Here is a 12,730-nt window from a genome sequence, read left to right as displayed (position 1 = left end):
CCCTGACCTATATGGTTCGGGGAGATGCGGACGCTTGGCCCCGTTCGTCCGGGCGATCGTCGACACAGAGGCAGTGAGAATGCAGAGGATCAGGCTCGGTCTGATCGGCGACAACATCCGCCAATCGCGGTCGCCGGCGTTGCATCGCCTTGCGGGCGCGATCTGCGGGCTCGACGTGAGCTACGATCTGCTGGTCCCTGCCGAGCAGGGAGCGACGTTCGACGAGCTGTTCGAGCGGTGCCGCGACACGGGCTACCGCGGCGTCAACGTCACCTATCCGTACAAGGAACGCGCCTTCGACCGGGTCGTCGTGGAAGAGCCGGCGGTGCGCCGCCTCGGCGCCTGCAACACCGTCCTCTTCGCGGAGCCGCCAATCGGCCATAACACGGATTACAGCGGGTTTCAGAGCGCCTTTGCTGCCGCATTCGGCCGCCGCCCTCCCGGACGGGTGGCGATGGCGGGCGCTGGCGGCGTTGGCAAGGCCATCGCGTTCGCGCTCGCGGAACTCGGCGCCTCGGCAATCGCCGTCTTCGATCGCGACACGGCGAAGGCGGAGCGGCTGGTGCGCCTCTTCTCGGCCGCGGCACCGGGCACCCCGCTGGAGGCCGTCGCCACCATGGAAGAGGCCATGGACGGCGCCGACGGACTGGTCAATTGCACGCCTCTCGGCATGACCGGCCATCCGGGCAGCGCGATGCCGAGGGCCCTCATGCCCCGGTCGGGGTGGGCCTTCGATGCGGTCTACACGCCCCTCGACACCGAGTTCCTCTGCTCGGCGAAGTCGTCCGGCCTCGCGGTTCTGAGCGGCTACGAGCTGTTCTTCCACCAGGGGATCGACGCCTTCAGGCTGTTCACCGGCATGGAGCCGGAAAGCGATGCACTCCGGGAGGCGCTGCAGCGCGACGCAGCCGAAGACCGGGCCAGCGCCCGGTCGATCTGAACGCCAGGGAAGCGTTCGCCGGCACGCATTTGGGGGCTTGCCTGCCGCCCGTCACGATGCGGACGCGTGGCACCGCCGGCAGCCCGATTCCACCCGCCCTCGCCGCGGCTGCGTCAGTTGCGCATGGCCATGAGCGGGAGCCAGAGGCTGAGGGCCGGAAAAAGCACCAGCAGCGCCAGCTTGACGATGTCCGCGAAGACGAACGGAAGCACTCCGCGGTAGATCGTCATCAGGGAGATGTCCTTGGCGACACTCTTCATCACGAAGAGATTCATGCCGAACGGCGGCGAGATCACCCCGATCTCGATGACCACCACCATGACCACCCCCCACCACAGAAGATCGTAGCCGAGCGTCGCGATCATGCCGGAGACGATCGGTGCGGTGACCAACAGGATGGTGAAGGCGTCCATGACGCTGCCGAGAAGCAGGTAGGCGATCGCCAGCAGCGCGATGATGGCAAGCGGCGCCAGCCCGGAATCGAGAAGCGACTGGGTCAGCATCCCGGGCAGACCGGCGGCCCCGATGAAGAACGAAAAGACGTTCGCGCCGATCAGCACGAAATAGAGCATGGCGGTCGCCTGCGTCGTCTCGACGATCAGCTCCTGGATCGTGCTGGCGCGCAGCTTGCCGCGGAAGAGCGCGACCAGAAACGCGATCAGCACGCCGACGGCCGCCGCTTCCGTCGCGGTGAACACCCCGGTGAAGATGCCGCCGATGACCGCGCCGAACATGATGAAGGCGCTGACGCTGCGCCAGAGCGCGTGCACCAGTTCCCGTGAATCGAAGGGCACGCGGCCGGGCGCGGAGTCCGGGCGCAGCCGGATGATCGCCCACGTGGAGCCGAGATAGAAGACGATCGACAGAAGCGCCGGAACCAGCAGGGCTATGTAGAGCATGCCGATCGACTGCTCGACGAGGATCGCGTAGAGGACCGCCGCCGTCGACGGCGGAATGATCTGGCCCAGGCAACCGCCGGCCGCAATGCATCCTGTCGAGAGGCTCCTGGAATAGCCGCGCGCCTCCATCTCGGGCAGTGCCGCCCGGCCAATGGTCGCGACCGTTGCCAGTGACGAACCGGTGAGCGCGCCGAAACCCGCGGCGCCGCCGATCGTCGCCAGCGCCAGGCCGCCCCGCTGAAACCCGAAGATCGCGGCGGCAAGGCGAAAGAGGTCGTTCGCCATGCCGCTGGCCGTCGCCAGGCCCCCCATGATCAGGAAGAGGGGCAGAACGGCCAGCTCGCCGCTGGTGACGAGCGCCGTGGTCTCCGAACCGACGATGTTGAGGGCGATCGGGATGCCCATGACGAGCGCCGTTCCGACGAAACCGCTGAACAGCAGCGCCAGTGCGACCGGGGTGAGCCCGGCGACGAGCAGCCACAGGGCAACGAAGATCACGATGGACAGCATCGCGGCCGATGCGCGCATGCTGCCGCCGTAGTGATCCAGCAGATACCAGCCGATCCCGACGGCCACCGCCATCGCCGCCCAGAATGCGGCGAGACGCAGGCCGGCGGCCCCCTCGTCGGCCCCGCTCATGAGCCGCGCGACGGAGCGCGAGACCGACACGACCTGGACCGGCACGCAGACGACGAAGATGGCGGCGATGACGGCCAGGAAGGGCCAGGTCTTCCACTGCAGGATGACCGTCTGGCGACCGCTGGCATACGCCTCCTGAGCGTAGACGACCACCTGCCAGGCGACCACGGCGAGCGCCACCGCGAACACGGCGCCGGTGACGACGCGCAGCCAGGCGGAACGCCGGTCGCCGAGGGAGCCGGCGAGGATGTCGACCTCCAGCATCCCCTTCTGGGCAAGACCGGAGGGCAGTACGGCCGCCACGGCGACGGCGAAGACGGTGCTGAGGATCTCGTTCGACCCTGGGATCGGCGCGTTCAGAAGATAACGGAACACGACGATGTCGACCGTCGTGAGGATGGCGATGGCCAGCATCCCGAGGACGCCGGCCATCGCCATGTACTGGGTCGCCCGACGAGAGAACGCATCAAGCTGAACCGACGGTCCGCGTTCGATGAAGGTGCTTTGCGCGGTCATGGTCCGATGCTGTCCCTCGTGGGCGCCGCTCACGTCACTTGGAGCCGGAGGCCTGCTGGAAATCGGCGAGGACCTCGGCGCCGTTCGGCGTGCGCTCGACCCACTGGTCGATGACCGGCTGCAGCTTTTCCTCCCACTTCTTCCGCTGGTCGGCGCTGAGCTCGACGATGTGCTGATCGCTCTTCGACTCCAGCCCCTTCTCGATCTTCCCGGCGAGCGCGGCCTGCCCCTCGCCGGCATATCTGGAGAGATACGCGCCGATGTGCTTGTCGAAGATCTCCCGGCCCTTGGGCGACAGCTTCGCGTAGGAGGCTTCGTTCATGATGAAGAAGGAGGGCACTGCGCCCAGCGGCACGCCGCGCTGGTGGTACTGGGCCACCTCGCCCACGTTGAACGCGCCGACCATCAGCCAGTTGACGACGGCGCCATCCACCACCCCTCGGTCCAGCGACTGGTAGACCTCGTTGGTCGGCAGCGCGATCGGCGACGCCCCCAGCGCCGACACGGCGTCGGCGGCGACCTTGTCCACGGCCCGGATCTTCATCCCGGCGATGTCGTCGAGGCTTTCAATGGGCTTGCTCGAGCTGATCCCCTGGATCGGCAGGGCGACGAGCCCGATGACCTTCACGCCGGGATACTCGTCGGAAATCACGCCGTCCGCGTAAAGCTTCCACAGCGCGTTCGAGGCCTGCACGGGATCGGTGACGATCAGCGGCAGGCTGACGACCATGGTCTTGTCGAACGGCAGCCCGCTCGCCCCGTGCAGGGCAAATCCGATGTCCACGACGCCCGCTTTGACGCGGTCGATCATGTTCGTGTTGTTGGCGAGCGCGAAGCCGTTGACGACCTCGATCTCGTACTCGCCCTCGCTGGCCGCATTGGCTTCGGCCGCCCACGGTTCCATCACGTCCTTGACGATCGGGCTCTGCGGCGGAATGCCCGTCGCGAAGACGAGCTTCACCGGTTCGGCCTGGGCCGCGGCGGCGAGGCCGGCAAGTGCGAGACCGGTGGCAAGGGCAAGGAGACCGCCACGCAGGGCGGCGCGGTTCCTGGACAATCCGTTCGACATGATTGGTATTCCTCCCGGTTTTGTTTTTTGGGTACGGCTGTTTCCGCCGTCGCTGCACTCAGACGACGGTGTTGACGATCTTCCCGATGCGTTCGATTTCGACCTCGACGATCTGGCCCGGCTGCAGGAACCGCTTCGGGTTGCGCCCGACGCCGACCCCGGCGGGGGTGCCGGTCAGGATGACGTCGCCAGGGCGCAGGACCAGCCAGTAGGAGAGATGGGCGATCAGGCGCGCGATCGGGAACACCATGTTGCCGGTGTGGCTGGACTGGACGGTCTCGCCGTCGATGCGCGTTTCCAGCTTCAGGTCCTGCGGATCGGGAATCTCGTCCGCTGTCACCAGCGCCGGCCCGAGCGGACAGAAGGTCGGGAACCCCTTCCCCAGCACGTTCCTGTCCCAGTTCATGATCGGCTCGAACACGCCCGGCGTGGCCTGGACGGCGGCGACCCAGTCCCGCGCCGAAACGTCGTTGGAGGCCATGTAGCCGGCCACGCAGTCGAGCGCATCGCCCTCGGCGACCTTGTGGCACTCCCTGCCGATCACGACGGCGAGCTCGCCTTCCCAGTCCACCATGTCCCCGTGGCCTTCGGGACGCACGATGTCGTCGCCGGGCCCCGCCACCGAAGCCACACCCTTGATGAAGACGAACGGTTCCGTCGGGACCGGCGTCTTCATCTCCACCAGATGGTCGCGGTAGTTCATTCCCGCCGCGTAGAGCGTGCCAGGAACGGGAATGGGCGCCGCCAGGCGGCATTGATCCGAAGGCACCAGCGCTCCTGACCGGCGCAGCCGATCCTTGAGCTCCCCGTCGCTCTCCAATCGCGAAATCAGCTTTCCGAGGCTTGCGAGCGCGTCCTTGCCGGCCTGGACGATCCCCATGACTGTCGCGGGAAGCCCTCTGATTTCCTCGCAGTCGGATTGCGCCCTGCCGAGCGAAAGCACCTCATCGCCCAGGAGAAGACCCGCTTCCGCCTGATCGCCTTGTCGTATCGAGACCAACTTCATCGAAGAGCCTATTCTGCGTTGCTGGGCGATTTTTCGTGAAATATTTCACGCATTGTTTCTAGTCAACGATCTCTCAAGCTTTGGCAGCCGAAATGGGGGTCAAACCCGGAGGATGTGCAGCAGTGGAAGTGAGTTAGCCCGGCGGGCCATGCAGAGGCAGGCGCTCGCGCGCCGAAAGGAATGCTTTCGTCACGGCCTGTTCGACCTCCGGCCTGCGGATGCCGCGAGGAATGATCGAGGTCACGCAGCAGGCCAATTCTCCACTTTCGTCGAAGAGCGGCATCATCGCGGCCGTGCTTGAAACGATGGCCTGCGTACTCCAGTAGATCTCGGAGGCGCGAATGGTCGCGAGCTCGGCCTCGATCGCCTCCATGTCGATCTTGATGCCCTCGACCTCGTTGACGCGGATCTCCTCCCGAAGCAGGCGCTCGCATTTCGCCCGCGGCATGAAGGCCAGGAACACCCGGCCGGTCGCCGACGACAGGAGCGGCAGGGCCGACCCGAGCTTCACGGTGAACGGGAAATAGTGGGTTCCCTGCTCGGAGGCGACCAGCGTCGGTCCGACGGGCGTCCACACGTAGAGATGGATCTGGTTGCCGGTCGCGTTTCGGATGTTCGCCAGCGCATTGCGAACGCCGATGATCGGGTCGTAGCGGCGCAGCGCGGCCATCCCCAGCCGATGCGATTCCGGGCCGAGATCGTAGTGTCCGGTTTCCTCCGACTGGACGAGATAGCCCCGCTCGCGGAGGCTGACCAGGTAGCGATGCAGCTTGTTCGGCTTCTCGCCCGAAATCCGTGAAAGGTCGGACAGGCTGACCGAGCCGCCCCCCTCGTAGACCGCCCGTAGGATATCCAGGCCGACCTCGAGCGCGACGATGCCTTCCGGCTCGCTTCGGGTGGCGCGCGGCCTGCCGCGAACGGGGGCAAGTGAAGATGTGGTCTCGCTCATGCGGCCGAGACTAGCTGGATAGCCCGGGGATTCCAAAGCCCTACCCCCGATAGCCGTAAGCGGCGCGTGCATGGTCGAGACTCATGTAACCGTTCCTGAGATCGCGCTCGATGGCCGCCGGATCGCGCGCCTCAGGGGGGCCGTAGCCGCCGCCTCCCCCGGTTTCGACCTTGATCTTGTCGCCGGCCTCCAGGCGCACGTTGGCCACCTTGCCGCTGTCGAGCTTCTCCCATACGCCGTTGCGGTAGAGCGCGACGTTGTTCGCCATTCCGTCGAACCCGCCCTCGATGCCCCAGGGCCGGCAGCGGGTCCGTTCGACGGGCGTGCTGACCTCCACCGGAGCGAGCGCCTCGACCACGATTTCAGCACCCAGTCCGCCCCGGAACGTCCCCGCCCCGCCGCTGTCCTCGCGCAGGCAGTAGCGTTCCACCAGGAGCGGATACTTCGCCTCGATCCGTTCGGAGGGGCTGTTGTGGGTGTCGCCATCGTTGCTGCAGACGGTGACCGGATGTCCGTCCTCCGTCGCCTTCGCTCCCCACCCGCCTCCGGTCGGACCGATGGCGGCGACGAAGAACTCTCCGGTCGCCGGATTGATCCCACGCACCTCGATCACCGCCAGATCCGCATGGTGACCACCGGCCGCCTGCAGCGGCAGGGCCGGCGCGAGCGCCTTGATGATCGTGTCGACCACCGTCATCGGAATGGCCATCCACCAGCGCATGGCGGCGGGCCGCCTGGCGCTCACCACCGTGCCTTCCGGGCAGATGACCTCGAGGCTGCGGAACGCTCCGTCGTTGACCGGATAGACGTCGGGCGTGGTCAGGCACTTGTAGGCCACCTGGGCGCAGGCGATGCCGGTCCCGCCGGCGGAATTGTAGTAGCCCTGCACCTGCGGGCTGACACCCGACAGGTCCACGGTCACCTTGCCGCTCTTGACGATAACCTTGACCCGGATCGGGATCGGCTTGCCCTTGGAAAGCCCGTCGTCGTCCATGAAGCTTTCCGCCTCGTAGACCCCGTCCGGGATCAGCGCCGCGCGGGCGCGCGCCGTCTGGTCGCTGTGATCCATGATGGCGTCGATGGCCGCGAGAACTTCGGTCTCGCCGTAGCGCGCGATCATTTCGTTCATGCGCTTCTCGCCGGTCTCGACGGCCGACAGGCCGGCGCGCAGGTCGCCGATCGAGAGGTCCGGCATGCGCACGTTCATGCGCAGGAAATCCACCAGCAGCTGGTTCACCTCGCCGCCCGAGATGTACTTGGTGATCGGGACCTGGATGCCCTCGGAGAAGATGTCGCTGGTGATGTCGCCCTTGGTGCCCCCGATGTCGATCCAGTGGGCCATGCAGCAGGTGAAGGCGACGATCCGACCGCCGCTGTAGACCGGCTTGGTCAGGGTGATGTGGTTGAGATGGCTGCCGGTGATGTAGGCATCGTTCGTCACCAGCACGTCGCCCGGATGGATGTTCTCCAGGCCGAAGTGAGCGATCTTGGCCTTCACCGTCTCCGACATGCCGCGCACGAAGCTGGGCAGCCCCAGCCCGATCGAGATGGTCTCGCCGGTCACCGAATAGAGGCCGACCGTGAAGTCGAGGGCCTCGTAGATGATCATGTTGTAGGCGGTCCGCATCAGGTTGATCTTCATCTCCTCGGTCAAGGAGAGGATCCCGTTGCGGACGATCTCGACCAGAACGGGATCGATGTCGGCGGCGGTGGTCCGGGTCTGAACGTTCATCGGATCGCTCCCACGTCGATGTCGAGATTGCCGTATCCGTCGACCCGCAGCCGATCGCCCGGCCAAATGACCGTCGTCGACGCGTGTTCCTCAACCAGCGCGGGCCCCATCGTCTCGAAGCCGGGGCGTAGCGCGTCGCGCTTGTAGACTGCGGTATCGAGGAAGCCCGCCGCCCCGAAATGGACCTCCTTCATCCGGTCAGGTTCCGGCTTCACCCGGTCGGCCGGATCGATCCAGCGCATCTCCGGCTCCAGCATCTTGCCGTGGGCGGTCACCCGGAGAGAGACGATTTCGGCCTTCTCGCGCGGCGCGCTGGTGCCGTAGCGCTGGAAGTGTTCCTCGTCGAAGGCGGCCTTGATCGCTGCCATGTCGAACCCCTGACCGTTGCCGGCCTCCGCCATCGGCAGGTCGACGGTGACGGCATGTTCCTGGCCGCGGTAGCGCATGTCGGCCGACCGCTTGAGGGTGATCTCGACGGCCCCGCTGCCCGCCTTCTCGATGGCCTCCCGGCCCTGGGCCTCGAGCTCGCGGAACCTGTCGCTCAGCGTCGCGATGGTCTCCGGCGTCAACGCCGTGAACACGGAGCGGACGAAATCGTATCGCAGGTCGCCGAAGAGCATGCCGTAGGCAGAGAAATGGCCCGGCGAATAGGGGATGATGACCCGCCGCGTGCCGAGTTCGCGGGCGACCGCCGAAGCGTGAAGCGGCCCCGCGCCGCCATAGACCAACATGGCGAAGTCGCCCGCGTCGAGCCCGCGTTCGGTGGTGACGCCCTTCACTGCGTAGGACATGGACGTCGCGGCGATCTGGAGGATGCCTTCCGCGGCCTCCTCGACGCCGATGCCGAGCGGCTCGGCGATGCGGCTGCGGATCGCCTCGACCGCCGCGCCCGGATCAAGGCGCATGTCACCGCCGAGGAAGTGGTCGGCATCGAGCCGGCCCAGCACGAGGTTGGCGTCGGTGACCGTCGGCTCCTCGCCCCCTCGCCCGTAGCACGCCGGACCTGGCATGGATCCCGCGCTGCGCGGTCCGACGCGGAGCGCGTTCATCGTCTCCAGCCGGGCGATCGATCCCCCGCCGGTGCCCACCTCGAAGATGTCGATGGTCGGCAACTGGATCGGAAGGTCGCTCCCGTAGGCACCGATGCGGGCGGCGCTCGTCGTCAGCGGCTCGCCGTTACGGATGAGACCGGCCTTCGCCGTGGTGCCGCCCATGTCGAAGGCGATGGCATTGTCGAGCTGCAGATGCCGCGCCACGGCCTTGACGCCGATCACTCCCGAGGCCGGCCCGGACTCCAGCATGTTGACGCAGCGCTTGCGCGCGTCGGCGACCGGAAACAGACCGCCCGTCGACTGAACGGCGAAGAACTTGCCACCGAATCCGCTGCCGGAAAGGTGGTCCTCGAGCTCGCCCAGATAGCTCGCGACCTTCGGACCCACGTAGGCGTTCGCGACCACGGTCGAGGCCCGCTCGAACTCCCTGTATTCCTGGCTGAGCTCGGTCGACACCGAGACGAACGCGTCGGGCATCGCCTCGCGGACGATCTCGGCCACCCGCCGCTCGTGCGCATCGTTCGCATAGGAATGAAGGAGGATGATCGCGACAGACTCGATGCCCTCCGCGTTCAGGCGCTCGGCCAGCGCGCGCACCTGCGCTTCGTCCAGCGGCCTCCGCTCGGAACCGTCGGACAGAAGCCGCTCGGAGATCTCGTGCCGGTCGACGCGTTCGACGAGCGGCTGATGCTTCTTGAAGTAGAGATTGTAGGCGTCCGGGCGGTTGATGCGCCCGATCTCGTAGATGTCCCGGAACCCTTCCGTGATCAGCAGGGCCGTCTTGGCGCCGGTTCGTTCCAGCAGCGCGTTGATGACGATCGTCGAGCCATGCAGGAACAGCGTCCCCTGGCTCGGATCGATGCCTGCCTCGGCAATTGTCGACGCAATTCCCCGGACGAGGTCCCCGTAGGTCGACAGCGACTTTCCGAAATAGAGGGCCTTCCCCACTTCGTCGAAGGCGGCGAGGTCGGTGAAGGTGCCACCGATGTCGACGGCGATACGCAGGCGCCGGGCAGGCTCGAGGTGCGTCATTCAGATGCTCCAGATTTCCATTTCGTGAAATATTTCACGAAATCTGAAGTGTCAACAGGCTCCCGCCCGATCGCAAGGGATCGTGGGTCGGGATACCGCCTCTGTTGCGACAGAAAATCGAGCCTGCCCGCCCTGTCTGGCGGATCCTCCCGATGAAACGACCGGCGCTGTCGCGCCCATCGGATCCGGAGTCTGGCCGGCGCGAAGTCCGCGCCAGCCGCGGGGTCGGAAACGCCTAACGAGGCTGCAGCGGCATCAGCAGGTAGGACTCGCGGTCGCCGCCCGTGTGGAGCGTGGTGCGTCCGGTGAACTCGCCGGCCGGCCGATCCGACGGGTCGTCGTGCGACAGCCGGCTCTTGGTCTCGTACTGGAAGTCGCGGCCCGCGACGGTCAGCGCGAGCACGTAGCCGGGCGGACAGACGATGCTGGTCGGCCAGATCTCCACGTCGAGCTCGGTGACCTCGCCCGGCGTCAGCTTCTCAACCCGGTCGTGCGTCAGATACGGCCGGTAGGGTAGGCTCTTCCCGGTATCGAGGCGGCGCTGCGACGCGCGCAGCCAGCCGCGCGCCATGGGCACCTCCTCGTGGGCACCGACGAAGCGGACCTCCCTGCCCTCCGGATCGAACAGCCGGATCGTGACGAACAGGTCGAGGTCGGTGGTGGTCGACGCGGCGAACAGCTTGAGCGCCACGGGTCCGGTGAACTCGGTCTCCGTCTCGAAGGGCGCGGTGCGGAAGGTCACCTCGCCGTCGCCGGCGTCGAAGGCAGCCGACGCTTCGCCCGATGCCGCCTCGAACGACAGCCTCTCGCTGCCCGCATCGAGGTGAAGCCGCGTCCAGTCGGTCGCCGGCAGCGGCCAGGCCGTGTCGGTGCGCACCTCCCGCTTGTCGTCCGGTCGCCGGATCACCACGCGGATCGGCGGCTCCTTGTCGAAGCCGTTGTCGATGTCCTTCAGGAAGCGGTCGAAGAACCGCTTCTGCATGGCGACGTACTCGGGAAGGTAGAAGCTCTCGTAGTGGGTGCCGATGTGCATGGAGAGCCACTTCCGCGTCGACCCGGCGCGCAGGAAGCCCTCGACGTTGCCGCGCAGATGCAGCGCCGGCCCGCCCCAGTTGCCGGCCGAGAGGATCGGCACGTCGATGGCCTCCAGGCGGCCGCAGCGCTGCTCGTACCAGGCATCGTCGAGCGCGTGCGCCCTGAGCTCCTCCATGAACGGCGCGATGCTGCCCGCCAGGATGCCCGGCTCGCGCGTCGGACCCGTGGTGCGCTCGCCCGTGTCGGGGTCGCGCAGCGGGCTGTCGCCGTTGCCGTGCTGGTTCACCAGCACCTGGCGGGGCAGCCACCCTTCCGTGAAGGAGTTGCTCAGAATGCCGCCGTGCCGGGCCATCTCGCGGTAGAGGTCGGAGGAGCCCTCCCACGGCACGATGGCGGCCAGATGCGGCGGACGCAGCGCCGCCACCTGCCATTGCTTCATGGCGAAGTAGGACACGCCGAGCAGGCCGACCTTGCCGGTCGACCAGTCCTGCACGCCGGCCCACTCGATCAGCTCGTAGTGGTCCATCGTCTCGACGGCGGAGAACGGATCGAGATAGCCCTCCGACTTGCCGCTGCCGCGCCCGTCGACGGAGACCAGCACGTAGCCGTCCGGCACCCAGCGCTCGGGATCCGCGGTCTCCCAGCGCAGGAAGCGGCCGGTGGAGCCGTCCTTGGTCAGGCCCGGGTAGATCCGGTTCAGGATCTCCCACTGCGGCTTGAAGCCGTCCCGGAAATGCACGTCCTTGCCGTAGACGCCGTGCGCCAGCACCACCGGGTAGCGGCCCGGCTCGCGCGGCCGGTAGACGTTGGCGCGCAGCACGATGCCGTCGCGCATGCCGATCGGCACGTCCTTGTGGAAGACCAGCGCCGGCGTTTCCTCGACCGTTTCCTTCACGTCCATCTCGTTGTGATCCTTCTTGTCCGTCAGGCGATCTCGGTCCCGAAGCGGAGATCCAGGTATTTGCGCGGGTCGGTTGGCAGGCAGACGTCGCCGTAGCGGCTGCGCAGGTCGAGCACCTTGGCAAGTCCAGACACGCTGACCGGCATGTCGGGGCTGATGATCGAGCCGGGCGCCTGGAGGGCCGCCGCAACGCCTGCCGCGCGCTCGGCCGTCAGGCCGGGCAGATGCGCCACCAGGGCGTCGGCCACCTCGTGCCGGTTCGCCGGGTCCAGCGTGGCGGCCACCCCGCGCAGGAAGGCGCGGGTGAAGGCGCCGATCGTCTCCGGGTCGCCGTCGAAGCGATCGCGACGGGCGCAGAAGGCGTTTCCCTGATAACCCACCCAGGGATCCGGCTCGGACTCCAGAACGTGGAAGCCGTGCTCCCGGGCGATCGCCGCGAAATGATCGTTGAGCAGGGCGGCGACCGCCTTCCCGTCCCGGATCGCCTCCCAGCGCTGCTGCGGCGCTCCGAACGACTGGAAATCGTAGCTGCCCGGCGGCAGCCCGTTGTCCTCCAGCATCCCGCGCAGCAGGAAGGCGAAGCCGGTGGAGAGGGCGTCGACGGCGATCGTCTTGCCGCGGAGCTCCGCGAAGCCGCCGACCTCGGGGCGCGCGACGAACGGCAGCCGGTAGGTGGCGCTGCCGAGGAAGACGACGAGATCGACCGGCGCCAGTCCCTCCACCGGCGAGACGCCCTCGGCGTAGGCGACGACGTTGTCCACGGCCGTGGCAGCGATGTCGTACCGCCCCTCGACCAGCCCGGTCATCTGATGGACCGAGCTCGGCGTCGAGACGATCTCCACCGAAAGCCCCTCTTCCGCGAAGAAGCCGCGGCGCGCGGCGATCTCCAGCGGCACCGTTCCGGCGTTGGCGAAGATGCAGACGGACAGGCTCGAACGGGTGCCGGACATGGTCATCCCC

General features: G+C 67.2%; 9 protein-coding genes. 1 reads left to right on the top strand and 8 read right to left on the bottom strand.

Translation table 11 applies throughout. The annotated features are described in order from the left end of the window. The first annotated feature begins 79 nt into the window (after positions 1-79). A complete protein-coding gene (locus AB7M35_RS20185) occupies positions 80-940 on the top strand; it encodes a shikimate dehydrogenase family protein (RefSeq protein ID WP_453962240.1) in 861 nt (286 codons plus the stop codon). 113 nt (positions 941-1,053) lie between these two features. Here the strand turns inward: AB7M35_RS20185 and AB7M35_RS20180 are convergent, their stop codons facing one another. From AB7M35_RS20180 to AB7M35_RS20145, 8 genes are all read right to left on the bottom strand, one after another. After that, the gene (locus AB7M35_RS20180) at positions 1,054-2,994 is read right to left on the bottom strand and encodes a TRAP transporter large permease subunit (RefSeq protein ID WP_453962238.1); all 1,941 of its coding nucleotides are present in this window, start codon (positions 2,992-2,994) and stop codon (positions 1,054-1,056) included. Between the two features lie 34 nt (positions 2,995-3,028). Further along, entirely contained in the window at positions 3,029-4,063 is a 1,035-nt protein-coding gene (locus tag AB7M35_RS20175) for a TRAP transporter substrate-binding protein (RefSeq protein WP_453962237.1), read from the bottom strand. Positions 4,064-4,121: 58 nt separating this feature from the next. After that, positions 4,122-4,832: a fumarylacetoacetate hydrolase family protein gene (locus tag AB7M35_RS20170; RefSeq protein WP_453962235.1), complete on the bottom strand. Its 711-nt coding sequence runs from the start codon at positions 4,830-4,832 to the stop codon at positions 4,122-4,124. Between the two features lie 370 nt (positions 4,833-5,202). Then, a complete protein-coding gene (locus tag AB7M35_RS20165; protein WP_453962234.1) occupies positions 5,203-6,018 on the bottom strand; it encodes an IclR family transcriptional regulator in 816 nt (271 codons plus the stop codon). 40 nt (positions 6,019-6,058) lie between these two features. Continuing rightward, positions 6,059-7,750 (bottom strand): hydantoinase B/oxoprolinase family protein, encoded by a 1,692-nt coding sequence (locus AB7M35_RS20160; RefSeq protein WP_453962233.1) that lies wholly within the window; start codon positions 7,748-7,750, stop codon positions 6,059-6,061. Further along, on the bottom strand, positions 7,747-9,834 hold the full coding sequence (locus AB7M35_RS20155; protein WP_453962232.1) for a hydantoinase/oxoprolinase family protein: 2,088 nt from the start codon (positions 9,832-9,834) through the stop codon (positions 7,747-7,749). The genes AB7M35_RS20160 and AB7M35_RS20155 overlap by 4 nt, the downstream gene beginning before the upstream one ends. A gap of 235 nt (positions 9,835-10,069) precedes the next feature. Continuing rightward, positions 10,070-11,770, bottom strand: coding sequence for a CocE/NonD family hydrolase (locus tag AB7M35_RS20150; RefSeq protein ID WP_453962231.1), 1,701 nt, complete (start codon positions 11,768-11,770; stop codon positions 10,070-10,072). A 23-nt stretch (positions 11,771-11,793) separates the two neighbouring features. After that, positions 11,794-12,720 (bottom strand): ABC transporter substrate-binding protein, encoded by a 927-nt coding sequence (locus AB7M35_RS20145; protein WP_453962230.1) that lies wholly within the window; start codon positions 12,718-12,720, stop codon positions 11,794-11,796. Positions 12,721-12,730 lie beyond the last annotated feature (10 nt).

The sequence above is a fragment of the Amorphus suaedae genome, assembly GCF_053629675.1.
Note: the sequence above shows the minus strand (reverse complement) of the source record. Positions and strands in the feature narration are given on the sequence as shown.